Annotated in this window: 28 protein-coding genes and 5 pseudogenes; 19 read left to right on the top strand and 14 right to left on the bottom strand. The window is 65.7% G+C overall.

Annotated features, from left to right (window positions below):
* The first annotated feature begins 4 nt into the window (after window positions 1–4).
* The 3 genes and pseudogenes from AC1KVE_RS17195 to AC1KVE_RS17185 form a co-directional block, all read left to right on the top strand.
* A complete protein-coding gene (locus tag AC1KVE_RS17195; protein ID WP_003098931.1) occupies window positions 5–520 on the top strand; it encodes a Tn3 family transposase in 516 nt (171 codons plus the stop codon).
* Window positions 484–1,002: pseudogene (locus AC1KVE_RS17190) on the top strand (Tn3 family transposase); the annotation flags it as partial. The gene AC1KVE_RS17195 and the pseudogene AC1KVE_RS17190, both read left to right, overlap by 37 nt.
* Window positions 1,003–1,035: 33 nt before the next feature.
* A pseudogene (locus AC1KVE_RS17185) lies at window positions 1,036–2,826 on the top strand (Tn3-like element IS1071 family transposase); the annotation flags it as partial.
* Between the two features lie 144 nt (window positions 2,827–2,970).
* Here AC1KVE_RS17185 and AC1KVE_RS17180 read toward each other — a convergent pair.
* The 14 genes and pseudogenes from AC1KVE_RS17180 to merR form a co-directional block, all read right to left on the bottom strand.
* Window positions 2,971–3,351, bottom strand: coding sequence for a hypothetical protein (locus AC1KVE_RS17180; protein WP_011655359.1), 381 nt, complete (start codon window positions 3,349–3,351; stop codon window positions 2,971–2,973).
* A gap of 85 nt (window positions 3,352–3,436) precedes the next feature.
* The gene (locus AC1KVE_RS17175; protein WP_481093079.1) at window positions 3,437–4,018 is read right to left on the bottom strand and encodes a cupin domain-containing protein; all 582 of its coding nucleotides are present in this window, start codon (window positions 4,016–4,018) and stop codon (window positions 3,437–3,439) included.
* 70 nt (window positions 4,019–4,088) lie between these two features.
* Complete coding sequence (locus tag AC1KVE_RS17170) at window positions 4,089–4,520, bottom strand: OmpA family protein (protein WP_001665065.1); 432 nt, start codon at window positions 4,518–4,520, stop codon at window positions 4,089–4,091.
* A 15-nt stretch (window positions 4,521–4,535) separates the two neighbouring features.
* The gene (locus tag AC1KVE_RS17165) at window positions 4,536–5,234 is read right to left on the bottom strand and encodes a TraX family protein (RefSeq protein ID WP_011114053.1); all 699 of its coding nucleotides are present in this window, start codon (window positions 5,232–5,234) and stop codon (window positions 4,536–4,538) included.
* Window positions 5,234–5,500 carry a hypothetical protein gene (locus tag AC1KVE_RS17160; protein WP_010890140.1) on the bottom strand — a complete coding sequence of 89 codons (267 nt, stop codon included), beginning with the start codon at window positions 5,498–5,500 and terminating at the stop codon, window positions 5,234–5,236. The genes AC1KVE_RS17165 and AC1KVE_RS17160 overlap by 1 nt, the downstream gene beginning before the upstream one ends.
* Before the next feature lie 28 nt (window positions 5,501–5,528).
* A complete protein-coding gene (locus tag AC1KVE_RS17155; RefSeq protein WP_011114052.1) occupies window positions 5,529–6,164 on the bottom strand; it encodes a transglycosylase SLT domain-containing protein in 636 nt (211 codons plus the stop codon).
* A 13-nt stretch (window positions 6,165–6,177) separates the two neighbouring features.
* Window positions 6,178–6,765, bottom strand: a complete 588-nt coding sequence (locus AC1KVE_RS17150; protein ID WP_010890138.1) for a TrbM/KikA/MpfK family conjugal transfer protein — start codon at window positions 6,763–6,765, stop codon at window positions 6,178–6,180.
* Window positions 6,766–6,782: 17 nt separating this feature from the next.
* Window positions 6,783–8,501 carry a P-type conjugative transfer protein TrbL gene (gene trbL / locus AC1KVE_RS17145; RefSeq protein WP_011114051.1) on the bottom strand — a complete coding sequence of 573 codons (1,719 nt, stop codon included), beginning with the start codon at window positions 8,499–8,501 and terminating at the stop codon, window positions 6,783–6,785.
* A gap of 10 nt (window positions 8,502–8,511) precedes the next feature.
* The gene (gene trbK / locus AC1KVE_RS17140; RefSeq protein ID WP_000644148.1) at window positions 8,512–8,739 is read right to left on the bottom strand and encodes an entry exclusion lipoprotein TrbK; all 228 of its coding nucleotides are present in this window, start codon (window positions 8,737–8,739) and stop codon (window positions 8,512–8,514) included.
* 9 nt (window positions 8,740–8,748) lie between these two features.
* The gene (trbJ, locus tag AC1KVE_RS17135; RefSeq protein WP_010890135.1) at window positions 8,749–9,513 is read right to left on the bottom strand and encodes a P-type conjugative transfer protein TrbJ; all 765 of its coding nucleotides are present in this window, start codon (window positions 9,511–9,513) and stop codon (window positions 8,749–8,751) included.
* Window positions 9,514–9,533: 20 nt separating this feature from the next.
* Window positions 9,534–10,907 (bottom strand): TrbI/VirB10 family protein, encoded by a 1,374-nt coding sequence (locus AC1KVE_RS17130; protein WP_481093078.1) that lies wholly within the window; start codon window positions 10,905–10,907, stop codon window positions 9,534–9,536.
* Window positions 10,908–10,959: 52 nt separating this feature from the next.
* On the bottom strand, window positions 10,960–11,448 hold the full coding sequence (locus AC1KVE_RS17125; protein WP_006122479.1) for a conjugal transfer protein TrbH: 489 nt from the start codon (window positions 11,446–11,448) through the stop codon (window positions 10,960–10,962).
* 2 nt (window positions 11,449–11,450) lie between these two features.
* Window positions 11,451–11,564 (bottom strand): annotated as a pseudogene (locus AC1KVE_RS17120) (P-type conjugative transfer protein TrbG); the annotation flags it as partial.
* A 55-nt stretch (window positions 11,565–11,619) separates the two neighbouring features.
* Window positions 11,620–12,027: an Hg(II)-responsive transcriptional regulator gene (merR, locus tag AC1KVE_RS17115; protein WP_003098939.1), complete on the bottom strand. Its 408-nt coding sequence runs from the start codon at window positions 12,025–12,027 to the stop codon at window positions 11,620–11,622.
* Between the two features lie 71 nt (window positions 12,028–12,098).
* On the opposite strand from merR, the gene merT reads away from it, so the two are divergent.
* The 16 genes and pseudogenes from merT (at window position 12,099) to AC1KVE_RS17035 (ending at window position 22,897) form a co-directional block, all read left to right on the top strand.
* Window positions 12,099–12,449 (top strand): mercuric ion transporter MerT, encoded by a 351-nt coding sequence (gene merT / locus AC1KVE_RS17110; protein ID WP_003116827.1) that lies wholly within the window; start codon window positions 12,099–12,101, stop codon window positions 12,447–12,449.
* 12 nt (window positions 12,450–12,461) lie between these two features.
* Window positions 12,462–12,749, top strand: coding sequence for a mercury resistance system periplasmic binding protein MerP (gene merP / locus AC1KVE_RS17105; RefSeq protein ID WP_003116826.1), 288 nt, complete (start codon window positions 12,462–12,464; stop codon window positions 12,747–12,749).
* Between the two features lie 10 nt (window positions 12,750–12,759).
* Complete coding sequence (gene merA, locus AC1KVE_RS17100; RefSeq protein ID WP_003098932.1) at window positions 12,760–14,448, top strand: mercury(II) reductase; 1,689 nt, start codon at window positions 12,760–12,762, stop codon at window positions 14,446–14,448.
* Window positions 14,449–14,466: 18 nt separating this feature from the next.
* A complete protein-coding gene (locus tag AC1KVE_RS17095; protein WP_003098931.1) occupies window positions 14,467–14,982 on the top strand; it encodes a Tn3 family transposase in 516 nt (171 codons plus the stop codon).
* A pseudogene (locus tag AC1KVE_RS17090) lies at window positions 14,946–15,464 on the top strand (Tn3 family transposase); the annotation flags it as partial. The gene AC1KVE_RS17095 and the pseudogene AC1KVE_RS17090, both read left to right, overlap by 37 nt.
* 45 nt (window positions 15,465–15,509) lie before the next feature.
* The gene (locus AC1KVE_RS17085; RefSeq protein WP_031629745.1) at window positions 15,510–15,794 is read left to right on the top strand and encodes a DUF3085 domain-containing protein; all 285 of its coding nucleotides are present in this window, start codon (window positions 15,510–15,512) and stop codon (window positions 15,792–15,794) included.
* 141 nt (window positions 15,795–15,935) lie between these two features.
* Window positions 15,936–16,386 (top strand): annotated as a pseudogene (locus tag AC1KVE_RS17080) (XF1762 family protein).
* Window positions 16,387–16,696: 310 nt separating this feature from the next.
* On the top strand, window positions 16,697–17,602 hold the full coding sequence (locus AC1KVE_RS17075; RefSeq protein WP_003116825.1) for a DUF3577 domain-containing protein: 906 nt from the start codon (window positions 16,697–16,699) through the stop codon (window positions 17,600–17,602).
* A 145-nt stretch (window positions 17,603–17,747) separates the two neighbouring features.
* A complete protein-coding gene (locus AC1KVE_RS17070) occupies window positions 17,748–18,575 on the top strand; it encodes a DUF932 domain-containing protein (protein WP_003116824.1) in 828 nt (275 codons plus the stop codon).
* A 94-nt stretch (window positions 18,576–18,669) separates the two neighbouring features.
* Window positions 18,670–19,359, top strand: coding sequence for a DUF3275 family protein (locus tag AC1KVE_RS17065; RefSeq protein ID WP_003116823.1), 690 nt, complete (start codon window positions 18,670–18,672; stop codon window positions 19,357–19,359).
* Window positions 19,360–19,453: 94 nt separating this feature from the next.
* Complete coding sequence (locus AC1KVE_RS17060; protein ID WP_003116822.1) at window positions 19,454–19,795, top strand: hypothetical protein; 342 nt, start codon at window positions 19,454–19,456, stop codon at window positions 19,793–19,795.
* A gap of 104 nt (window positions 19,796–19,899) precedes the next feature.
* Window positions 19,900–20,307, top strand: a complete 408-nt coding sequence (locus AC1KVE_RS17055) for a hypothetical protein (RefSeq protein WP_003116821.1) — start codon at window positions 19,900–19,902, stop codon at window positions 20,305–20,307.
* A gap of 16 nt (window positions 20,308–20,323) precedes the next feature.
* Window positions 20,324–20,584, top strand: coding sequence for a hypothetical protein (locus AC1KVE_RS17050; protein ID WP_003090124.1), 261 nt, complete (start codon window positions 20,324–20,326; stop codon window positions 20,582–20,584).
* 76 nt (window positions 20,585–20,660) lie between these two features.
* On the top strand, window positions 20,661–21,308 hold the full coding sequence (locus AC1KVE_RS17045; protein ID WP_054901198.1) for a hypothetical protein: 648 nt from the start codon (window positions 20,661–20,663) through the stop codon (window positions 21,306–21,308).
* A gap of 40 nt (window positions 21,309–21,348) precedes the next feature.
* A complete protein-coding gene (locus tag AC1KVE_RS17040) occupies window positions 21,349–22,482 on the top strand; it encodes a DUF6094 domain-containing protein (protein WP_255632234.1) in 1,134 nt (377 codons plus the stop codon).
* Window positions 22,483–22,585: 103 nt separating this feature from the next.
* Window positions 22,586–22,897 (top strand): hypothetical protein, encoded by a 312-nt coding sequence (locus tag AC1KVE_RS17035; protein ID WP_003821089.1) that lies wholly within the window; start codon window positions 22,586–22,588, stop codon window positions 22,895–22,897.
* The last annotated feature ends 11 nt before the right edge of the window (window positions 22,898–22,908 follow it).

Raw genomic sequence — 22,908 nt, 5'->3', positions numbered from 1 at the left:
TTCGATGAACGCCTACAGCCGCGCCAACCGCCGCATCTACGCGGCCTTGTCCGATCCCCTGTCGGCCACCCACCGGCACCGCCTCGACGATCTGCTCAAGCGCCACGACAACGGCAAGACGACCTGGCTGGCCTGGCTGCGCCAGTCGCCCGTCAAGCCGAACTCGCGCCACATACTCGAACACATCGAGCGCCTCAAAGCCTGGCAGGCGCTCGACCTGCCTTCCGGCATCGAGCGGTCGGTGCACCAGAACCGCCTGCTCAAGATCGCCCGCGAAGGCGGCCAGATGACGCCCGCCGATCTGGCCAAGTTCGAGGCACAGCGCCGCTACGCGACCCTGGTGCGCTCGCCATCGAGGGCATGGCCACCGTCACCGACGAAATCATCGACCTGCACGACCGCATCCTGGGCAAGCTGTTCAACGCTGCCAAGCACAAGCATCAGCAGCAGTTCCAGGCGTCCGGCAAGGCGATCAACGCCAAGGTGCGGCTGGCCACCTCGATCAAGCAGGGCACGGTGACGGCCTCGCTGATGCTCAGGAAACTCGGCAGCTACCCGCGCCAGAACGGCCTGGCCGTGGCGCTGCGCGAGCTGGGCCGCATCGAGCGAACGCTGTTCATCCTGGACTGGCTGCAAAGCGTCGAGCTGCGCCGCCGCGTGCATGCCGGACTGAACAAGGGCGAAGCCCGCAACGCGCTAGCCCGCGCCGTGTTCTTCAACCGGCTGGGCGAAATCCGCGACCGCAGTTTCGAGCAGCAGCGCTACCGGGCCAGCGGCCTCAACCTGGTGACGGCGGCCATAGTGTTGTGGAACACGGTCTATCTGGAACGGGCCTCAAACGCCTTACGCGGTCACGGCCAGACTGTCGATGACGCCCTGTTGCAGTACCTGTCGCCGCTGGGCTGGGAGCACATCAACCTGACCGGCGATTACCTCTGGCGCAGCAGCGCCAAGATCGGCGCGGGCAAGTTCAGGCCGCTACGACCGCTGCAACCGGCTTAGCGTACGATTTTTTCCGTTTTCTGAGACGTCCCCGAGATGAAGGCATTTTTCACCTTCGATGGTGCCGAGCGCGACGCAATCAATGCACGCCGAGGTGATTCCCACAAGCTTGGTCTGGCGCTCCATATTGGTTTCCTGCGCATGAGTGGGCGTTTGCTCGGTGCCTTTCGGGTAATTCCAGTAGCCTTGTGGCGCCACCTTGGCAACGAGCTTGGCATTGCAGCACCAGAAGTCGCCTCGCTGAGAGCCATGTATGAACGCGGGCGCACGCTATTCGATCACCAACAAGTAGCCTGCACGGTCCTTGGATTCCAGTGGATGAGCGAGCACCAGCGCCGCTCACTGGTACGTGAACTGCGCGACGAAGTGGCGCGCTGCGCCGACCGCGATCAGCTACTCGTGCGGGCGCGTCAATGGCTGTACAAGAACAAGCTGGTGATCGTGCACGAGCGGGCAATTCGGACACTGATTGCGGCGGCACTTGCCCAGCTTGAAGTTGAAACAGGCACCGCCATCGCCGCCAGCGTTGATCCAGCAACACTTGATCGCTGGCGAGCCTCAGTTTCAGAGCTGCGCCCAGATGGACAAACCCAGCAGAGTTGGCTATGGGCTGCACCGGCGAAACACTCAACCCGCCAAATCAGCGAGGTACTGGAGCGCATCGACCTGCTTTACACGCTGGACGTTCATAAGCACCTGGCAGACATCCCCGATCTCATCTTGCGCCGCTACGCGCGCCGACTTGTCTCCAGGCCGCCCTCAGCCGGAGCCAAGATCAAAGAGCCAGCGCGCACCGTGGAGGTCGCATGCTTTCTTCGGTATTGCCTGTTCACCACCACAGACCAGTTGATCCTTATGGTGCAGCGCCGGATCGCCGATCTGTGGCGTCAGGCTGCCGCCGATGTCCCCGCTACCGTCAATTGGGCCGCAATGTACAAAACGCTGCTCGGCGAACTTGTTGCCTTGAGCGCGCAAGGTGCGGTGCCAGATGCTGAGTTGCGTGCCCGTCTTGAAGCCTTGATCACCGAAACCCAGAAACGCAAACCACCGAGCAGGGCCTCCCTGGTCCGCGAGGGATTGATTGATGGAATTCGCCCCGTGCGGTCGTTGCTCGTCGCCATTGCAAAGCTGCCCTGGCAGGCCACCGGCGAGCATCCTGCCATCGAGTACCTTGCCAAGCTGCAAGCTTTATATCTCAAAGGATCCAGAAAGCTGCCAGTTGAAGTGGTGGCACCAAGTCTGGGAATGATCTGGCAGGTTTCGATCTCCAGCCCAGACCGGGAACGGGCGTTTCAGGCGTTGGAGGTGGCCACCCTGTTTGCCCTGCGCCGCGCGGTGCGCAATGGCTCGGTCTGGATTGAGCACAGCCTGAGCTTTCGGGGTCGTGCGCGCTTGTTCTTCACGGACGAGCGTTGGCAGGCAGAGTCCAAGAAACACTATGCCCGTCTATCGTTACCCAGCAAGGCTGCCACTTTCTTGAAGCCTTTGCTGGCCAGAGTAACTGCCGGTGTCGATGCGGTGGCCGCTGCAGCCCGCAGTGGCGTACTGCGCGTGGATGATGAACTCCATTTGTCGCCATTGCCCGCAGAGGACGAAGACCCAGAAGTGACCAAGCTGCGCGCGGCTTTGGATCACCGCATCGGTGAGGTTCAATTGCCGGAAGTGATTCTGGCCGTTGACGCCCAGGTGCGCTTTAGCTGGATCATGCTCGGACGTGAGCCGCGCTCTACCGACGAGCTGCTGATGGTCTATGCCGGCATCATGGCCCACGGCACCAGTCTGACTGCGGTCGAATGCGCGCGCATGATTCCGCAGCAGAAGGCGGCGCGGCAGTGCTGCCTCAACTTCGGGTGTCACGTCTGTGCTCCTTGAAGAAGCGGCGCCGTCGGTCTGTGCCGGCGGCGCCGCCTTGAGAGGTCGTCCGGCGCACCCACGATCAGCGGGTGCACCTGCTGCTTAGCGCTGACTTCAGCTCAGTTCGCCGCCGAAGCGCTGCACGCCCTTGCCGGTGGCAAAGTTGTGCAGTCCGAAGCTCGGGAAGGTGCCGCGCAGGCCTTCGAACTTGCCGGTGGAATCGACCACCTTGTGCATGACGGTGAGCGAGACCTCGTCGATGCCCGGCACCTGGATGCCTGTGGCGGTGTCGACCGTCGAGATGCGGCTGCCGTCGCGGCTCATGAATTCATGAACCATCGTGAAGCTCGCGCGGCCGTCGACGAACTTGATTTCACTGGTGGCCTTGGCCCAGATCGGGCCGTCGAAGTCACCGTCGCCGGTGGCCAGGAAGGTTTCGATATGCGGCAGGTATTGCACGGCGGCGAAAGCGCCGATGCTGAGGGGCTTGGACATGATGCACTCCTAGGTTGGTGTTGGCCTGATGAATAGGCCGCGGGGACGGACGCTGCCGACGCTCGTCACGCCGGCAGCACCGGGATCACTTGCTGTTGCTCAGGCGGAAGCTGATCACCTTGGCAGCGTCCGTCTTGGAAGCGTTGACGACCTGCGTGTCGGGTGCGCTCTTGGGCTGATAGAACGTTTGACCCGTCAGATAGACGATCGGCGCTTCACCGCGCACTTTGACGCTGACCGCACCCTTGTCGTCGTATTCGTGGCGGTATAGCTTGCCGCCGCGCCGGCTGTCCATCACGTAGGGCGGATCGGCGTAGACGAACTCGGAGCCGGTGAACTGGTGGGACTCCAGCCAGGCCACGGCGTCGCCGTGGTGCAGCTCCAGGCCGGGCACGTCGAGCTGCTGCCAGACCTCGATCACCTCGGGATCAACGTCGATGCCGACGCTGCGGGCAGCGGGCCGCTTGCGCTCCAGGATGTTGCCGCCGCCCAGGTGCGTTTCGATGTACGTGTCGTGAGGCGGGATGTTGTTGATGATCGTCTGGTAGACGCCGGCACCGCCCTTGCCGCCGGGGTATCTCATGGCCTTCTTCCTGGAGTAAATCGGGACTTGGCCAGCATCGTCAGAAATGGCGATGCTGTCAAGGGAAGCCGGCCGGGCCTGCATCGTCAGAGCCGACGATGCGAAGCTGCTGGAGCGTCCTGCAGCACCGCCAGGAATGGCGATGCCGGATCGCTCAGTAGGTGGGGATGTAGACCACCTCAATGTCCACGCGCTGGTTCTCGCGCCGGCCCTCGGCCGTCGAGTTGTCTGCCACGAAATCGGCGGCCGATGCGAAGTTCACCATGATCTTGAGCGGCGAGACGCCGCGCGCCACCAAGTACGACCTGGCCGAGAGCGCACGGCGTAGTGCAAGGGCCTCATCGGCCGCGCTGGGCCGTAGTGTGCTGGTGCGCCCGCTGATGTAGATGATCGCCGCATTCCTAGCGTCGGCCAGCAGCTCCAGGGCCTCTGGCGTCGGCTGGAATGTCGCGCTGCTGTCGGGGAAGGACACCGATACGCCGGACTTGATCGGCGTGCCGAAGTTGCCGGCGTCGCCGGCGGCCAGTGCGCTTTGCGCGCTGACCAGGAACGCCAGAGAGAGGGCCAGAAGAACGGGTTTTCGCATGGGGCAGGACTCCAATCAGAAGAACAGGTAGCCGGCCTTGCTCATGGGGATGCGGATCAACCAGAGCGAGGCCAGGTGCAGCGGGTAATAGGCGTAGAAGGCCCAGCGCAGGCGCGGCACGCGCACATCCACCCGCGAGGCCAGGAAGAGCACCGGCAGGGCTGCCAAGGCCCACAGGTTGCGATTGACGAACCACAGGGCCGCGCAGGCCAGCACCGCGACCGCCGCGGCGGCCCAGCTCGGCCGGCGCGTGTACGACCACACCGCCAGGCCGAAAGCCACGGCCGGCCACCAATATTCGACCGAGCTGCCGCCGACCAGGAACACCACGCCGGCGGCCGCCAGGTGCAGCTTGCCGCCACGTTCGACCAGGTAAGCCGTGGCCGTGACGACCAGCAGCGTGAACATCACGTTGAGCGGCCACCAACCGGCGTACAGGCCGCCGAGGGCCACGAAGGGCACGGAGGCCAGCGCGCCGAACATCGCCAGGCGCGACATGGTGCGGCCGTACACGCCGCGTTCGAGCGTGCCCGGCCGGGCCAGGTTGTAGGCCAGGACGAACACGAAAAGGGGGAGCGCCACGCGGCCGGCCTCGAACAGCACCGGCAGCGTCGCGTTGAACAGGTACTTGTTGACGTGATCGCCGGTCATGAGAACCAGTGCGAGCCACTTCAACGCTTCGACGGTTCCATCAGGAATCCGCAGGGCCTTCATCAGCGCCGGCCCCCGCGAATCGCGTAGGCGCGCAGCACCAGGAAGATGATGTAGAGCGCTGGCAGTGAGAGCACGAAGGCGATGGGCTTGCCGATCCACGCCGGCAGCGCCCACAGCAGAAGGCCCAAGGCGAAGATCGGGCCGAGGCCCAGCAGAAGCAAATCGAGCTGGTTCTTGGCCTGTCCTTCCGCCCACTTGCAATAGGCTTGAAGCAACCGGCCGACGCCCAGCGTGTACCGCATCATGAAGGCGTGGAATTTGTCCATGTTTAGCCGCTAAATCGGAAGAGCCGGCCTACTCGGCCGACCCCTCGCGTGAAGTGTTGAAAGACACCGTGCGGGGCACGTAGCCGGCCACCGACACGCTGCGAGCTGCTGCGGCCGCTGGGGCGGCCTGCTGGGGTGCTGGTGCCGGCCTGGCCGCCGGCGTCGCCCGCTGGGCCACCGTCGCGGGCTGGCTGGGCGTCGAGGGCGTGGCCCCGGCCTTCGTCACGTCAAGCGTGACGAACCGAGCTTCGAGCCAATCGGCCCACTTCGACGCCTTGCGCATCAAGTCGGCCCGGTACACCGCGTTGTACTGCGGCGTGCGCGAGTGGTAGTTCGCCGCCTTCGTCCAGAGGTCGCCCTTGTCGTTGCGGATGTGCATCCGCAGCCGCCAGGCGGCCAGGTCGAACGAGTAGCAGCCGGCAGCCGCCACATCGTTCGCCGTGATGCCGTATCGGGCCAGGTCGCCCAGGTACGCGGTGTTGAACTGCATCGGGCCAACGTCATGCGTGCCATTCGAGTTGCGCACCCACTGGCCCGGCTTGCCGCCCTCTTTCTCGGCGACGGCCAACACGATGTTGACCGGCACCTCGTACTTGACGGCGGCCGAGATCGAGCAGACGACGCGCTCCTGGAGCTGCGGCGGCAGATCGGCGAAGAACGGCATGCCCTCCCCTCCCTCAGTTCAGCCAGGACTGACGGCGGCGCTCTTCGTCCTCGCGCCGGATGCGTTCGTTGTACTCGGCCAAGGCGCGGTCATAGTCGCGCGCTTCGACCCAATACCCGCCCCGCTCTGGCGTCCCGACATAGCGCGGCAGCGTGCCGCTGCTGGCGAAGTCGGTGTAGGCGTGGCCGGTGTAGGCCCCGCAGTAGTCAGGCAACTGGTTGCTGATGTACGTGCGCCCATCGTCGTAGCCGCCCGTCCACATCACCAACGTCGAGTTCAGCGACTGCGCGTCGCAACGGCCAGCGCCGCGCGAGATCGCCGACACGAGCGACTGCATTTCCGGCGTCTGGCTCGCCACCGGGCAAAGCTGGAGGAAGTTCAGGCGGGCGCGGATCGTGTCCGACAGCTTGCGCTTCGTGATGTTGAAGTACCGCGACAGCGACGGCGTGCATTCGCTCGGGCGCGTGCCCGACGACAGGCACAGGATCGCCTCGCAGGCCAGGCGCGTGTCGCCGGTCAGCACGTCTTGCGCGCTGGCCGTGCCGGCGGTCGATCCGAGGGCTGCCACGAGGGCGGCCAGGGCAAACAGTTTCTTCTTCATGGTTGGACTCTCCTTGGTTACGCAGTTGTGCCGTCGCGGCCTTGCTCGCGGTTGGCGAACGCAGCTACTTCGGACTCGGGATCGGCATCGGCGGGGCCGCCTGCCAGGCTGTTGTCGCCGAAGCTCGGCGCGGGCTGCTGGTCGGGCACGTCGATGTTCTCGGCCGTGCCGCTTCCTTGCGCCTTGATCGCGGCGGCGATCTTTCCGCCAGTGGTGTCGGCGATCCGCTCGGCTGCGGCTTCGCGCAGGCTCGCGGCTTTGGCCTTGGCAACATCGGCGGTTCCCTTCGCCAAGTTCGCGCCGGCGTCGGCGGCGATGCGGCCGGCCGTGCCGAGGGCCGATGCGGCCGATGCGAGCAAGCCGGGGCCGGTGCTGCCCGGTGCGGCCTGCTGCCCTTGCCCTGCCCCGCCGGCGGGCTTGGGTTCGTTCTTGGCGGCCTTGTCGGCACTGCTGCCGGTGCTGGCCGTCGAGCTGCTGCCCTGGCCGCCGGCGTCGGCTTTGCCGCCGCCCTTATCGCCGCCCTTCGAGCTGCCCGAGCTGCTGCCGGTCGAGGGGCTGCCGCCACCCGACGAAGAGCCACCGCCGGAGCTGCCGCTAAAGCCCGCAGCCTGAGCGAAGGGCGTGCTGCCGGTGCCGGCGTCGCCGCCGCCGCCCGCACCGCCGCCCGAGCTGCCGCCGCCCGAGAAGGCCGACATAACGTCCGTGCCTGCCGACACGTTCTCATTGGCCTTCGAGAAGGCGGCCATGACGGCAGAGGCACCACCGGCGGCCGAGGCTGCGCCGGCGGCCAGAGCGGCGCCGCCGGTCGCGGCCGCTGCTGCTGCCATGCCTGCGGCACCCAACGCAGCGCCTGCACCGAACTGGCCGATGCCGGCACCGCCCACGCTCGCGCCGGTGATGATCCCGGCGATGAGCGGCGGAATCTTGTTGACCAACGCCAAGAGGATGATGACGACGATCAGCATCACGCCCATTTCCTTGAGGCTGATGCCGGCGCTCATGCGCGAGTAGTAGTCATCGAGGAAGGTCTTGCCGATGCCCACCAGGAGCACCATTGCGAAGAGCTGCGCGGCCACGCCCAGGACGACCTTGTAGTAGTTGATCGCCATGTCGGAAGTCCAGCGCGAACCACCGAAGCCGAGGAAGAACACGCCGCCGTAGGCGAGCACCCAGCCCGACGCGAGCAGCAGAAGCATATTCACACCGACCAGGGCCAGGATGACCAGGATCGCCACGGCCATGAGGATGCCGGCCATGCTGTCCACCGGCGACCACACCGAGGACTGATCCATCACCTTGTCGAAGATCGCAAAGCCCACGTCCACGATGCCCGAGGGCGACAGAGCATTGCCCAGGCCCGTCGCGTTGCCGGCGAGCTGCCGCAACGACGCATAGATGGACGAGGCGAAGTTAGGGCCGTTGGTCAGCGCCCACCAGAAGAAGCCGGTAAAGATCGTGAAGCGGACGAACTCCGCGAAGAACTCGCCAATGTCGGCCTTGCGCAAGGCCATCATGCCGAACGTCCAGACCATCGAGATCACAACCAGCGTCCAGAAGAGCCAGGTTGCGGCCGTGGTGATGACACCGGCCCAGCCGCTCGCGGCGGCCTGGTAGCGATCCAGCACGCTATCGAACACGCCGGCGTTGTCGATGGCCGCGTGGGCATCGACCGCGAAGAACGCCAGCCAGACGAACAGCGGCAGGGCGAGGGTTTTTAGATTGGCTGGCATTCTCATCGTCAGCACCTCACCATTCGCGTTTCGGGCTGGGCTTGAAATCCCCACCACGACGCAAGCACAGCGACGAAAAAGCCTGCTGGACGCCCTTGTCCTCGATCTTGGCGATGTTCTCGGGCTTGCAGTTCTCGTCGTTCACTTCCGGCATGGGGGCCGTGGCCGGCTTGTTGTCGCAGCCGGCGACCAAGGCCGCCACGAGGGCGGCCGAGGCCAAGGACAGAGCCTTGATTGCTTTCATGAATCCCCCTTACCAGGTGCGCGCCGGGCTGGCCCGGTAGCTGCCCTGGCGCAGTTGTGCGGCCGCTGCCGCCTGCTGGGCTTCCTTGTCGGCGTCGGCCTGCATCTTGGTTGCCATCGCGTTCTGCTGCGCGATCAGCAGGCCACGAATCTGCAAGAGCTGGTTGGCCTGCTGGCTGGCGAGCTGGTTGGCGTAGCCGATGGCCTGCATTTGGCCCTGCGCGCCCTGCGCTGCCGATTGAAGACGCTGCAACGTCGCTGCATCGGCCGTGAGATTCGTTTGCTGCCTATCGAGGCCCTTGAACAAGGCATCGTTGGCCTTCTTCTGCGACTCGCTCGCGAGCTGGGCCACATTCCGAAGTGCTGCGCGTTCCGCGTCGGAGCACCCTGCCGCCGTAAAGCACGGCGAGTTCTTGTAGTAGTTCACGTCCTGGAACTTGCCGATGTAGCTGTCCAGGCTGCCGAGTTGGGTCTTGTAGTAATCCAGCGTGTTGACCGCGTTCATCAACCCGTTGATGGTCGATTGCGCCTGATCCCAGATATACGCGGCCGGGGCCATCGTGTTCTGGAGTTGGTTTTGATACTGCTGGAGCTGGGTGCTGTACTGCTCAATTTGCTTGAGCGTCTGGGCCACCGATTCGATGGCCGTCATGATGTTCTGCGACAGGTTGGTGCCGTCGATGACGGGGATGCCAGCCTGCACAGGTGTGACCGCCAGCGTGCTCGAAACAGCAATGACGAGGGCCAATTTAGCGGCTAAAAACTTCGGCTTCATGGTGCTTTTCTCCTATGGCGTTAGTAATCGAAGGAACGGTACGGCTTGGAAAACGTCATGTCCTTCGTGACCACGACGTTGAAGCGATACCCCGGCCGAATTTCCAGCGTCGGCGAAATGCTCAGGTTCTTGGCGATGAGTTGCGCCGTAACCTGGCCGAGCTGCTGGCCGAGGGCTTCGCTTAGGGCACTGCTGGCGCTCGGTGCGCCATAGGTGTTTGTGGCCTGGTTCTGGCGTTGGCTGTAGGTGATGCCTGCTGTCACGCCGGACATGAGGAAGGCCGAGCCGAACAGGCGCACATAGTGGTTGTTCACCTGGTCGTGGAAGCCCGCGTATCCCGCGCTGTCCGCGCCTGGCATCGCGCCAATGTCCATCGCCTTGCCATCGGGGAACACGATGCGTTGCCACGCAACCAGCACGCGCGCTTGGCCGTAGGCCACGTCGCTCGAATACGAGCCGACGAGGCGCGATCCCTGCGGGATCAACAGGTGCTTGCCGGTCGGTGTGTCGTACACGTCCTGCGCGACCTGGGCCATGATTTGGCCCGGCAGATCGGAGTTGATGCCCGAAATGAGCGTGGCCGGCACGACGAAGCCCGCGCGCAGCTCGAACGGTGTGCGCGGCGCTTCCGGCTGCGAATCCAGCTTCCAGCGGTCGCCCTGCCCACCTTGGCCGAACTGCGCCATGCTGTTGCGCCCGCCGCCGCTGGTCGAGGTTTGCAGGAGCTGCGGCGCACCGCCCGCGCCCATGCCGCCGGCGGCCGGAGCCGCGCCGCCACCACCGACGCCCATGCCGCGAATCTGCGCCAGGCGTGCTTGATAGGCGGCGGTCGGATCGTTGCTGCGCTGCGCGTCGATTTGCTGCTGCACCGCTGCGATGCGGTTCAGCATTTCATCGCGCGTCTGCGGCGTGCCGGTGTAGGTGCTCGGGCCACCCGGCGCGGAGCCGTTGCTACGCGGGGCATCCACGCGCACGGTGGTCTTGGCCTTCACGGCTTCGCCGAACATCTGCATCTTCGCCATGCGGATGCGCTGGGCCTCGTCGTCGTTCACCGGCTGGCCCGGGTTGCCGGGGTTGGCCGGCGGGGCCGGCGGCGCGTCCGGGTTGGACGGCCGCGCGATCTCCAGCGGAGCCGACGCCGGGCCGGTCGGCATGTCGGGCACCTTGAGCGGGCTTGCCGGCTCGATCAAGCCGCCGGTCTTGTCGCCTGCGATCTCCTTGGCGAACATCGACGTGTTGCCGGCCTTCTCCTTGGGGCCGTCCGCCGGCGCGTTCTGCTTGGCCGCGCGATCCGCCGCGACCAGGGCCATGACCAGCACGAACGACAGCAGGACGCCGCCGAGGATGTACATGGGCATGTTGTTGACGCGACGGACGCCCGCCTTCTTGGACACTTCGCCAGGCGAAGCGTCAGGTGCCATCTGATCGGCGTTTTCTGTCATGGCGTCACTCCTTGCGCACCCAGTACCCGGCCGGCGCGAACGTGCCGTTTTGCGCCAGGTAAGGGCGGGTGATGGATTGATTGCCGACCATCAAGGTCAGGCGGTACAGGTTCGAGTCGCCAGCCTGGTCGAGCACGTAGCGCAACGGCAGGCCGCCCGACGCGGCCGTGGTGGCCGGTGCGCTCGCCTGCGATGCCGCCGAGGCCGGGGCCTGCGTGGAAGCGCCGGCCGGGGCGTACTCCAGGAGGGCATAGCCCTTGTCGCGCAGCGACTTGACGAGCGCCTGGCCGAACGGATCGGGCGTCGGCTGTTGCAGCTCCAGGCGCGTGCGCGCCGGCGCGTACAGCGTGGCGAGCTGCTGCACCGCGTCGGTGGCGAGCTTCTGCTGATCGAGCGCGGCCGACTGGACGAAGTTGCCGTACTGGCTGGTGGTTGCGCAGCCGCCGAGGCCCAGGGCGAGGGCGAGCAGCGCGAGAGAGACGATCTTGCGCATGGTCACTTCCTCCGGCTGATGGTCACGCGGTCTTGGCTACTGCCAACACCGGCAATCAGGATCGCGCGGTCAAACACCGTGTCCACGATGTAGCGATTGCCCTGCACGCGGTAATTGGGGTCGTCTCAGAAAACGGAAAAAAATCGTACGCTAAGAGCCGAAGTGGGCCCTTTAGCAGCAATGCAAAGCTGCGATCAACGGGCAGGAAACATTGCCATGGTGCGCGTTGCACTCTCTCACTAGCGTCGACAGGGCCTCTTCCATCCGCGTGAGGTCCGCCATGCGTGCGCGCACATCGGCCAGCCGGTGAGCAGCCAGTTCGGCCGCCTCGCTGCAATGGGTGCCGTCCTCCAGTTTCAGGAGCTGGCCGACTTCATCCAGGCTGAATCCCAGGCGCTGGGCTGACTTCACGAACTTCACCCGCGCCACGTCCGCCTGCCCGTAGCGGCGGATGCGACCGTAGGGCCGCTCCGGCTGGGGTAGCAAGCCCTTGAGCTGATAGAAGCGGATCGTCTCCACGTTGACCCGGGCTGCCTTGGCGAAGGCCCCGATGGTCAGATTCTCTTGAGCGTTCTCCATGGCGCTTGACTCCGTAGTTGACTACGGAAGTAACGTTACAGCATCAAGCGAAGTCCCGGAAGGAGAACCTTATGTCGGAACCCAAGAACGGCTGCGGCGCACTGGCGACCGGCGGCGTCGCGGCCGTCCTCGCCTCGGCCTGCTGCCTCGGCCCCCTTGTCCTGGTCGCGCTCGGCTTCTCTGGCGCGTGGATCGGCAACCTGACCGTGCTGGAGCCGTATCGGCCGATCTTCATCGGCGCAGCGCTCATCGCGCTGTTCTTCGCCTGGCGCAGCATCTTCCGACCAGCCCATGCCTGCAAGCCCGGCGACGTTTGCGCCGTGCCCCAAGTGCGGACTGCCTACAAGGTGATCTTCTGGATCGTGGCCGCCCTGGTTCTGGTTGCCCTCGCGTTTCCCTACGTCCTGCCGCTGTTCTACTGAAAGGAGATCACCATGAAGAAACTCACCACCCTCACCACCCTCATCGCCCTGGCCGCCGCTCTAAGCGCGCCCGCCTGGGCTGCCACCAAGACCGTCACCCTGTCGGTGCCCGGCATGACCTGCGCCGCGTGCCCGATCACGGTCAAGACGGCTCTGTCCAAGGTCGCCGGCGTCGAGAAGGCCGAAGTCAGCTTCGAGAAGCGGGAGGCCGTCGTCACCTTCGACGAGGCCAAGACCAATGCCGACGCCTTGACCAAGGCCACCGCAAACGCGGGTTACCCGTCCAGCGTCAAGCAGTGAGGGCGTAATCATGGCCGAGGCGATCACCCTCCACATCGAAGGCATGACCTGCACGTCGTGCGCCGAGCACGTCCAGCAGGCTTTGACGAACGTGCCCGGCGTGCGCGCGGCCTCGGTGTCCTATCCGCAGCGGCAGGCCGAAATCGAGGCGGATGCAGGCGTGAGCGTGGCCCCGCTGGTTGCCGCAGTGGCCACGCTCGGCTATCGCGCACGGCTTACCGACACGCCGAACAAGCCTGCCGGCCTGCTAGACAAGGCGCTGGGCTGGCTCGGTGGCGAAACGAAGCATGTTGGCGGTGAACAAGCGCTGCACGTGGCTGTGATAGGCAGCGGCGGCGCGGCGATGGCGGCTGCCTTGAAGGCCGTGGAGCAAGGCGCCCGCGTCACGCTGATCGAGCGCGGCACCATCGGCGGCACCTGCGTCAATGTCGGCTGCGTGCCGTCCAAGATCATGATCCGCGCCGCGCACATCGTCCACCTGCGCCGCGAAAGCCCGTTCGATGCTGGCCTGCCGGCCGCAGCGCCCGCTGTACTGCGCGAGCGGCTGCTGGCCCAGCAACAAGGCCGCGTCGAGGAGCTGCGCCATGCCAAGTACGAAGGCATCCTGGCAAGCACTCCGGCCATCACCGTGCTGCGCGGCGAGGCCCGGTTCAGGGACACGCGCACGCTGACCGTGGCGACCGCTGACGGCGGCACGCACGAGGTGAACTTCGACCGCTGCCTGATTGCCACCGGCGCGAGCCCGGCGCTTCCGCCAATCCCGGGCCTTGCGGACACACCCCACTGGACCTCCACCGAGGCGCTGGAAAGCAGCTCGCTCCCCGAGCGGCTGGCCGTGATTGGTTCCTCCGTGGTGGCGGTCGAGTTGGCGCAAGCCTTCGCCCGGCTGGGCAGCCAGGTCACGATCCTGGCGCGCAGCACGCTGTTCTTCCGAGAAGACCCGGCCATCGGGGAAGCCGTAACAGACGCCTTCCGCGCCGAGGGCATCGAGGTGCTGGACCACACCCAGGCGAGCCACGTTGCCTATGCGGGCGGGGAATTCGTGCTCACCACCGGGCAGGGGGAAGTGCGCGCCGACAAGCTGCTGGTCGCCACCGGTCGCGCGCCGAACACGCGCAGCCTGAACCTTGAAGCGGCAGGCGTCGAAGTCAATGCGCAGGGAGCCATCGTCATCGACCGCGCCATGCGCACGAGCGCACCGCACATCTTTGCTGCCGGCGACTGCACCGACCAGCCGCAGTTCGTCTATGTGGCGGCGGCGGCCGGCACGCGCGCCGCGATCAACATGACCGGCGGCGACGCGGCGCTGGACCTGACGGCGATGCCGGCGGTGGTGTTCACCGATCCGCAGGTGGCGACCGTGGGCTACAGCGAGGCGGAAGCGCACCACGACGGCATCGAGACCGACAGCCGGCTGCTGACGCTCGACAACGTGCCGAGGGCGCTCGCCAACTTCGACACGCGCGGCTTCATCAAGCTGGTGGCGGAAGCTGGCTCAGGGCGGCTGATCGGCGTACAGGCGGTCGCGCCGGAAGCGGGCGAACTGATCCAGACGGCCGCGCTGGCGATCCGCCACCGGATGACCGTGCAGGAGCTGGCCGACCAGTTGTTCCCCTACCTGACCATGGTCGAGGGACTGAAGCTCGCGGCGCAGACCTTCAACAAGGACGTGAAGCAACTGTCCTGTTGCGCCGGATGAGGAAAAGGGAGGTGTTCGATGAACGCCTACAGCCGCGCCAACCGCCGCATCTACGCGGCCTTGTCCGATCCCCTGTCGGCCACCCACCGGCACCGCCTCGACGATCTGCTCAAGCGCCACGACAACGGCAAGACGACCTGGCTGGCCTGGCTGCGCCAGTCGCCCGTCAAGCCGAACTCGCGCCACATACTCGAACACATCGAGCGCCTCAAAGCCTGGCAGGCGCTCGACCTGCCTTCCGGCATCGAGCGGTCGGTGCACCAGAACCGCCTGCTCAAGATCGCCCGCGAAGGCGGCCAGATGACGCCCGCCGATCTGGCCAAGTTCGAGGCACAGCGCCGCTACGCGACCCTGGTGCGCTCGCCATCGAGGGCATGGCCACCGTCACCGACGAAATCATCGACCTGCACGACCGCATCCTGGGCAAGCTGTTCAACGCTGCCAAGCACAAGCATCAGCAGCAGTTCCAGGCGTCCGGCAAGGCGATCAACGCCAAGGTGCGGCTGGCCACCTCGATCAAGCAGGGCACGGTGACGGCCTCGCTGATGCTCAGGAAACTCGGCAGCTACCCGCGCCAGAACGGCCTGGCCGTGGCGCTGCGCGAGCTGGGCCGCATCGAGCGAACGCTGTTCATCCTGGACTGGCTGCAAAGCGTCGAGCTGCGCCGCCGCGTGCATGCCGGACTGAACAAGGGCGAAGCCCGCAACGCGCTAGCCCGCGCCGTGTTCTTCAACCGGCTGGGCGAAATCCGCGACCGCAGTTTCGAGCAGCAGCGCTACCGGGCCAGCGGCCTCAACCTGGTGACGGCGGCCATAGTGTTGTGGAACACGGTCTATCTGGAACGGGCCTCAAACGCCTTACGCGGTCACGGCCAGACTGTCGATGACGCCCTGTTGCAGTACCTGTCGCCGCTGGGCTGGGAGCACATCAACCTGACCGGCGATTACCTCTGGCGCAGCAGCGCCAAGATCGGCGCGGGCAAGTTCAGGCCGCTACGACCGCTGCAACCGGCTTAGCGTACGATTTTTTCCGTTTTCTGAGACGTCCCCAATCAGTGCCGCATTGTCCTGGTCAAGGATCAGGGCGTGTACTTCCTCGCCGAGCGTGGGGAGCGTCGCCCGGATGGGCGCCAGGCACTGCTCGCCTACGCCGTCGGATGCAACCCGGACACCGACCCGTTCGATGACTGGTGGCACCTCGCCGGCCGCGAGCTGGGCGGCGATGACTTCGCGGAGTATTTCGACCCGAAGGACGGCCTGTTCACGCGCCTCCAGCACTCGGCGGACGATCTCGTGCTTTCCGCCACCGCCACGCACCTGTCCTTAGCAGTGGTGCCTCCCGCCTGACGCGGCAACCGCCTCGCAGCCCCCGCATCGGGGGCCTTCTTTTGTTCGCACCGCCGCCATCGCCGCGCGTGCGCGTTTGTCTCCAGCCGCCGAGGCACGCCCCGCCGGCCACAACGCCGGCATGCCACCGGAGACAACCGCATGAACACGCCATCGACCTCGCCGAGGCTGCACCTCCTACCGGTGTCGCTGCGCACGGCCAATGCATTCGTTCTGTCGCACCATCGCCACCACCGCCCGGTCCAGGGCGCGAAGTTCGCCCTGGCCGTCACGCTGAGCGACAGCGACCTGATCCACGGCGTGGCCATTGTCGGCCGCCCGGTCGCGCGGCACCTGGACGCTGGAAGTCACGCGGCTGTGCACCGACGGCACACCCAGCGCCTGCAGCAAGCTCTACGGCGCGGCCTGGCAGGCGGCAAGGGCGCTGGGCTACATACGCCTGCTCACCTACACCATGCCCGACGAAGGTGGCGCCAGCCTGCGCGCCGCCGGCTGGCGGCTGATCGGCGCGCGCGGTGGCGGCGCCTGGAGCCGTCCCGGCCGTCCGCGCGCCGATACCCCCGAGCACCTGCGCGGCGCCAAGTGCCTGTGACAGGCGCCGGGTGGCGCGGACAAAGGGAAGCGCCCGGGTGCCGATTGATTGCTGCCGCGCGCGCGAGGCCCCGCCATGCTGGCCCCATGCCTGCTGACGTCGTCAGCGACATGCCAGGCAACCATCGGTCTTCGAGGTTGCGGCGCAGTTCCCACTGCGTGACCGAGCCAGCTCGCACCGCATCCTTCCGCGAGCGGCCACCAGCCTCTGGTGGCGGATGCTTTCGCCTTATCAACCCACCGCGGGGTCACGCACCTTCCCCGCATGCGTGGGCCGGTGTGTCTCCGCTTCATCCCAATGGAGATTCACCATGAACACCACGTCCAACGAGAAATCGTATTTCGACCTCCACACCTCGGGCATCGGCTACATCCAGCGTGTCCGTGAAGTGCCCGTCCGGGGCGGCCGCCGTGCGCAGCCTTTCCTGGCATGCACCATCGCCGCGCTGGTCGGCCCCGCCCGGGACCCCAGCTACCGCTACTTCGACGTCAAGGTCTCGGGTGCCGAGGCCAAGAAGCTCGTTCAGCGCTACATCGGCGTTGACGATCCCAAGCAGCGCCCGCTGGTGCGCTTTCGCCTCGGTGACCTGTGGGGCGATGTGTACATCCGCGACAAGGGTGAGCAGAAGGGTCAGGCCGCCGCGTCCCTCAAGGCGCGACTGCTCAAGGCCGAACTGATCGACCGGGCCGAACTGGCTTCGATCGAGCAGCACGAGTTGATCACCCGCGGCATCGGCTATCTCAATCGTGTGAAGGACGTCACCCCAAAAGCTGGCGACTCGTTCCTCTCTTGCACCGTCGCGGCACTGGCCGGGCCTGTCGATGAACCGGAGTATCGGTACTTCGACACCATCGTCGCCACCCCGGAAGCCGAGCACCTGGTTCGCCGGTGCGTTCAGGCCGTCGAGGGTGACCGCAAGGTGCTGATCGCCTTCCGTCTGAACGACATGAAGATCGATCCGTACATCCGCACCAAGGGTGAGCACGCCGGGGAACCGGCCGCCAGCCTGGAATCGACGCTGGTCCACATCGGTCTCATCAAGATCGACGGCACCCAGGTCTATCCGACGAGCCAGGCGCAAGCCGAGGCGCCGCCGGCCGAAGACGCATCCGCGTCCGAAGCCGACGATGCCATCGACACGGCCACCGAGCCCGCCGAGCGCGAGCCCGAGGCGCAAGTCCAGGAGCAGGAGCCGGCATTGGCTGCTTCGTTCTGATCCGGCACGGCCTCTCACGGGGCCTTGTCGCTTTTCCTCCCCACGTACGCCGCGTCCCCAGGACGCGTGCTTGCGCATTTCATCCCCCGAGTTCCGCGTGGTCTCACGGCCACGCGGTTGTCGAATTTCTCAAAGGAGATCAGCCATGTCTCTGGTATCCCGCTTTGCTCCGCAATCCCCGATCCTGCGCTCTGATCGCCCACTCTCGGACGACCGCATTCGTGCCGTCGTTCCGTCGATCTTCGCCGACGCTCCACATGGGAGCCGGTCCGATCGGTATGCCTACATACCGACCTCGACCGTGCTGACCAAGCTGCGCCAGGAGGGCTTCGAGCCCTTCATGGTGTGTCAGACGCGCGTGCGCAACGAAGACCGGCGCGAGTACACGAAGCACCTCATCCGACTTCGCCATGCAAGCCAGATCAACGGCGACGAGGCGAACGAGATCATCCTGCTCAACAGCCATGACGGCACGAGCAGCTATCAGATGCTCGCCGGCATGTTCCGGTTCGTCTGCCACAACGGCCTGGTTTGCGGTGACACCACCGCAGACATCCGCGTTCCCCACAAGGGCGACGTGGCCAGCCAGGTGATCGAAGGTGCCTACGGAGTCCTCGAAGGTTTCGAGCGCGTGCATAACGCGCGCGATGCGATGCGCACCATCACCCTCGATGAGGGCGAAGCGGAGGTCTTTGCGAACTCTGCGCTCGCACTCAAGTACGACGATCCGGCCAAGTCCACGCCTGTCACCGAGAGCCAACTGCTGGCACCCCGGCGATGGGACGACCGCAAGAACGACCTGTGGGCCGTCTTCAACCGCGTCCAGGAGAACCTAGTCAAAGGGGGCCTGAACGGACGCACGGCCAACGGCCGCAATCAGCGCACCCGTCCGGTGCAAGGCATCGACCAGAACCTGCGCCTGAACCGGGCGTTGTGGCTGCTGGCCGAAGGCATGCGCCAGCTCAAGGCGTGATGCCACGCGGACCTCGCCCACCTCGGGCGAGGCCATTTCCTCTCATCCACCGGGTGCCGTCGGCGGCCCGTCATTCATCATCAGGAGAACCATCATGGCAACCCCATCGGCTTCCGAGAAATCGGTTGCGCCCATCGTCGTCCCCGGCCAGCTCACGCTGCGTACCATCCGCGGCAAGAACGGCCCGTTCACGGTTGGCCGCCTCGCGACGCACCTCGGTACTTTCGAGGTCAAAGACCCGGAGCTGGAGCAGTACCCCGAAGGCAAGTACGACGGGGAATTCATCATCAGGTACATCTTCCCGAAGTCCTATCCGGTCGGCGGCGGCATGCGGTTCGAGATCCGTGCCAGCCTCGACGGCATGACGCTCAACGGCATCGACAAACTCAGCCGCGACGAAGCCCGCAGCTTCGCCACCCAGGACGTCGATCCGCTCGATGAAGAGCAAGGGGCGCAGCCTGCGGCAACGCCGGCCAAGCCCACCAAAGCGTCCAGGCCCGCCAAGCCCGCACCCGTGCAGGCGTCCGCGGACCCGCTGGTCGATACCACGCCCTTCGGCGTGGATGCGCCACCGCCTGCTACGGCCGCTGCCCCCGGCAGCACCGAAGACGGTGACGCCGCGCTCTTCGGCCTGCTGTGGCCGCTGGGCGAGTCCGTGAAACTGGATTCGACCATCGACCGCCGCACCCTGCGCGCGCAGATCGCCCGCCTGGGCGAGCTGGGCTACGCGCTGGACTTCAAGACGCAGGAGTGGAGCCGCCAGGCCGAACCAAAACCTGCGTGATCGCAGACGCCGCATGCGCGGTGTTCTTCATCCACCCGCCGGGGTTCCTTTCCCATGCGGGGGAGGCCCTGGCCATTTTCTGGAGGTCTCCATCATGTCCACCATCGCTTGCGATACCCCGCGTTCAACGCTGGATGAACCCGCGTGGCGGGACCTTTGCAAAGCGGCCGCCGCACACGCCCAGCGCGGTTGCGGCTTGTCCTACGACCACTACGTGACGCTCTTCAGTTCGGCGATCGACGCACAGGCCAATCGTTTGCCGGATGAGCAACGTGCTCAGGCTCTCGAAATCGCGGCCCAGGAATGGGACTACGCAACACCTGCCGAACGGCAGGAAACCCAGGACTGGAATGCGGAGCATGGCTATTGCTCGCACGGGATCGAGTTCGGCTACTGCCCGGCCGGTTGTGATCGAGACGATGACGACTGGGATTGAGGGCGACGCATAGGTTCCTTCGCCGCAGATGCGGCATTCCATCACCCGCTGGGGGTTCTTCCCCACGGGGAGGCCTTCAGCTCAACTTTTCGAGGAGGCCTCTCATGGGCTGGTATTTCTCAAACCAATCGCGGTCCGAACTGATCGCGGAACTGATCGCACCGCAAGAGACCGAGCGCGCCAGCGTCAAGGTCATCGCTCACACCCTGCGCGGCAACGTGCTGTGGTCCGTCGCCGAAGTGACCGCCAAGGTCGAAGGCGTGCATCGTGATCTCGCACCGGGCCAGTCCCTGCGCTACATCCGCTGCGATCTGCTTGAACGAAGCGGCGGCCAGTGGGGCTACAAGTCCTTGGACGAGTCCATGCACCCGTACTACTACACGTGCCCGCTGTCCTATCTGGACCTCGCACCGGAGCAGTCCGCCGACTGGCGTGCAGGCGTTCGCGCCTACCACGCCCGGCGGCGCACACCCACGGCATCCGCGGCATCCGCCGCGGCGTCGATGGCCTGAGCCAGGAGGAACCGACATGGACCCGATCCTGGCAACGCTTCCGCCCTCGTTGCTGGCACTCGTTGAAGGGAGTTTGTCCAACGACGAAGTGTCCTCCGACGAGGAAATGCTGGCGTACTTCATCGACAACGGCCTCACCGAGGACCAGGCACGGCAGGCACTGACCTACCGCGACCAGTACCTCAACAACATCTACCTGGAAGGCTTCACGCCGATCACTTCGGCGGACGAGCCGCTTCACTTCAACCCGCACACCCGGCAGTTCGAGCCGGACTGAGCGGTTTTCTTCCACCCCCTGGGGCAGTACTTGCCCCAGCGGGCGGTGCTGTTCCCGTTCATCCGAGGACACCACCATGCCCGCAAACACTTCTTCCACGCTGTACCGCATCGACGAATGCTCCGACGTGATGGCCGATGCTTGCGTCGGCGATGACCAGGGCAATCTGATCTTCCTGTCGATCTGGGCGCGCGACACCGCCGTCCAGCAGTTCCTCGCTCGTCTGACCCTCGGGCGCGACGAACAGGGCCTGGACCAGTTCCACGTCATCACCGACCAGGGCGGCAGCGTCCCGGTGTTCGTCAGCAACGTCGATCGTCTGGAAAAGCGCATGACCCGCGCCTACCGGCGAACGCTGTTCGGTTCGCTGTCCAACGTGTGGCTGTTCGACCGCCGCTGCGTCAAGCCCGACAAGGCCAACGCCAGCGCACTGGCATTGCTGCCCAAGGGCAGCGCCCACCGGCTTGACCGCCTGTGGATGCTGGTGCGGGACACCTGCCCACTGCCGCTGCTCGACCACTGGCGCGAAACCGTGCTGGAGCTGCTACAGACCCGCGAGATGCTGGCCCGTCTTCCGTTCGCCCTCGGGTCGCTGGAAGGCCATCGGCTCGCCATCGACGTGCCGGCGCTGACCCTGGCGCTGGGCTCCCTGATCCGCAGTGACGTGCTCACCGCCTATCCGTATCCGGCCAAGATTTGGACGCCGGAAGCGGTAGCGGCTTGACCCGCCCGCGAGAGCACGCCAAGGCGTGCTTTCGCACTTCATCCCCGCCAACCAGGAGACTTCCATGGCCCTCATGTTCCCGCGGCTCGCCCGCAATTTCTCCAAGAACGGGTACTACCCGACCGACGAACCCACGCTCGAAAGAGCCCTCAACGCACTGATGCCCAGCGATGGCCCGATGTGCATCCTCGATCCCTGCGCCGGCGAAGGCGTGGCGATCGCCGAAGCCGCTCATGCTCTCGGGCGCGAGCAAGCCAAGGCGTTCGCCGTCGAGTTCGACGCGGAGCGGGCACGCCATGCCCGCGGCCTGGTCGATCATTGCCTGCACGCGGACCTGATGGACACGATGATCTCAAAGCAGTCGTTCGGGCTGCTCTGGCTCAACCCACCGTATGGCGATCTGTCCAAGGACGTCAACGGCAACATCGGCTATCAGGGCCAGGGCCGTGCCCGCTTCGAGAAGCTCTTCTATCAGCGCAGCCTCTCGCTATTGCAGTATGGCGGCGTGCTGGTCTTCATCGTCCCTGGCTACGTGCTCGACGCCGAGCTGGTCGGCTGGCTGACACGCCACTACACGGACCTACGCATCTACCGAGCGGTGGAAACGCAGTTCAAGCAGGTGGTGATCTTCGGCCGCAGGGTGCGCCAGCGCGAGCTGGCACCCGATGGTCTCAAGGCCGTGCGCAATCTGCTGCTGCAGATCGGGCTTGGTGAAGTCGAAGCCGAGGAACTGCCGAGCGAATGGCCGTTCCTGCCGTACATCGTCCCCGCCAGTCCGGCCGAGCCGGAGCATTTCTTCCGCGTGACGATGGAGCCAGAGCAGTTCGCCGATGAAGTCGGCCGGCTGCAAGGCCTCTGGCCGTCGCAGGACACGCACCTGGGGGCCGCGCAGCAGTCGCTGCGTCCACCGGCGCGTGCCTTGTCCCACTGGCATCTCGCCCTGGCTCTGGCCGCGGGCGCGATCTCGGGGGTTGTGCGCTCCAAGACCGGGCGCGTGCTCGTCGTCAAAGGTGACACCCACAAGGACAAGACGCTCCAGCGGGAATTCACCGAACGCGAAGACGGCTCCATCGCCGAGACCCGCATCCTCACCGACAAGTTCGTGCCCGTCATCCGCGCGTGGGACATGACGCCCGGCTCCGCCACGCGGGGCGAGGTGTTGACCATCCGCTGATCGCTTCTCTACCGCTGACGGTCACCGTCGGCTTCCTCCACCCACCGGGGTCCAGTCGCCCCGAGGGGGCGCCGTGGCCCCTTCATCTTCAAGGAGCCTTTCCATGGCAGCCCAAGCACTTCCCATCGGCCAAGCATCGAGCCGGCGCTTCTTCCCTGGCGAGACCGTCGTGACCTGTGGCGTTGACGCCCTGGTCCAGCAGGGCCGGCTCAACCCGGTGCCGTATCTGCACCGCCACCTCAATGGCGACTGGGGCGACCTCGACGACTACGACAAGCGGCAGAACGATGCCGCGCTGGAGTCCGGCGAGGACCGCCTTTTCTCTTCCTACCAGGTCGCACCCGGCCTGCAGCTTTGGATTATCACCGAATGGGATCGCAGCGTGACCACGCTGCTACTGCCCAGCGAGTACTGATCTCTCCCAGA

It is taken from the genome of Xanthomonas sp. NCPPB 2864, from assembly GCF_056675615.1.
The sequence above is the reverse complement of the archived record's forward strand: the minus strand, read 5'-3'. Positions and strand labels throughout refer to the sequence as shown.

Bases quoted from the DNA above. Each gene is read 5' to 3' on its own strand.
- AC1KVE_RS17050 (WP_003090124.1), top strand. From the start codon at position 20,324: ATGGACCCGATCCTGGCAACGCTTCCGCCCTCGTTGCTGGCACTCGTT.
- AC1KVE_RS17150 (WP_010890138.1), bottom strand. From the start codon at position 6,765: ATGAAGAAGAAACTGTTTGCCCTGGCCGCCCTCGTGGCAGCCCTCGGA.
- AC1KVE_RS17075 (WP_003116825.1), top strand. From the start codon at position 16,697: ATGAACACCACGTCCAACGAGAAATCGTATTTCGACCTCCACACCTCG.
- trbK (WP_000644148.1), bottom strand. From the start codon at position 8,739: ATGAAAGCAATCAAGGCTCTGTCCTTGGCCTCGGCCGCCCTCGTGGCG.
- AC1KVE_RS17160 (WP_010890140.1), bottom strand. From the start codon at position 5,500: ATGGACAAATTCCACGCCTTCATGATGCGGTACACGCTGGGCGTCGGC.
- AC1KVE_RS17175 (WP_481093079.1), bottom strand. From the start codon at position 4,018: ATGCAGGCCCGGCCGGCTTCCCTTGACAGCATCGCCATTTCTGACGAT.
- AC1KVE_RS17170 (WP_001665065.1), bottom strand. From the start codon at position 4,520: ATGCGAAAACCCGTTCTTCTGGCCCTCTCTCTGGCGTTCCTGGTCAGC.
- merT (WP_003116827.1), top strand. From the start codon at position 12,099: ATGTCGGAACCCAAGAACGGCTGCGGCGCACTGGCGACCGGCGGCGTC.
- AC1KVE_RS17055 (WP_003116821.1), top strand. From the start codon at position 19,900: ATGGGCTGGTATTTCTCAAACCAATCGCGGTCCGAACTGATCGCGGAA.
- AC1KVE_RS17060 (WP_003116822.1), top strand. From the start codon at position 19,454: ATGTCCACCATCGCTTGCGATACCCCGCGTTCAACGCTGGATGAACCC.
- AC1KVE_RS17195 (WP_003098931.1), top strand. From the start codon at position 5: ATGAACGCCTACAGCCGCGCCAACCGCCGCATCTACGCGGCCTTGTCC.
- trbJ (WP_010890135.1), bottom strand. From the start codon at position 9,513: ATGAAGCCGAAGTTTTTAGCCGCTAAATTGGCCCTCGTCATTGCTGTT.
- AC1KVE_RS17045 (WP_054901198.1), top strand. From the start codon at position 20,661: ATGCCCGCAAACACTTCTTCCACGCTGTACCGCATCGACGAATGCTCC.
- AC1KVE_RS17065 (WP_003116823.1), top strand. From the start codon at position 18,670: ATGGCAACCCCATCGGCTTCCGAGAAATCGGTTGCGCCCATCGTCGTC.
- merA (WP_003098932.1), top strand. From the start codon at position 12,760: ATGGCCGAGGCGATCACCCTCCACATCGAAGGCATGACCTGCACGTCG.
- merR (WP_003098939.1), bottom strand. From the start codon at position 12,027: ATGGAGAACGCTCAAGAGAATCTGACCATCGGGGCCTTCGCCAAGGCA.
- AC1KVE_RS17180 (WP_011655359.1), bottom strand. From the start codon at position 3,351: ATGTCCAAGCCCCTCAGCATCGGCGCTTTCGCCGCCGTGCAATACCTG.
- AC1KVE_RS17155 (WP_011114052.1), bottom strand. From the start codon at position 6,164: ATGCCGTTCTTCGCCGATCTGCCGCCGCAGCTCCAGGAGCGCGTCGTC.
- AC1KVE_RS17165 (WP_011114053.1), bottom strand. From the start codon at position 5,234: ATGAAGGCCCTGCGGATTCCTGATGGAACCGTCGAAGCGTTGAAGTGG.
- AC1KVE_RS17035 (WP_003821089.1), top strand. From the start codon at position 22,586: ATGGCAGCCCAAGCACTTCCCATCGGCCAAGCATCGAGCCGGCGCTTC.
- AC1KVE_RS17095 (WP_003098931.1), top strand. From the start codon at position 14,467: ATGAACGCCTACAGCCGCGCCAACCGCCGCATCTACGCGGCCTTGTCC.
- merP (WP_003116826.1), top strand. From the start codon at position 12,462: ATGAAGAAACTCACCACCCTCACCACCCTCATCGCCCTGGCCGCCGCT.
- AC1KVE_RS17125 (WP_006122479.1), bottom strand. From the start codon at position 11,448: ATGCGCAAGATCGTCTCTCTCGCGCTGCTCGCCCTCGCCCTGGGCCTC.
- AC1KVE_RS17070 (WP_003116824.1), top strand. From the start codon at position 17,748: ATGTCTCTGGTATCCCGCTTTGCTCCGCAATCCCCGATCCTGCGCTCT.
- trbL (WP_011114051.1), bottom strand. From the start codon at position 8,501: ATGAGAATGCCAGCCAATCTAAAAACCCTCGCCCTGCCGCTGTTCGTC.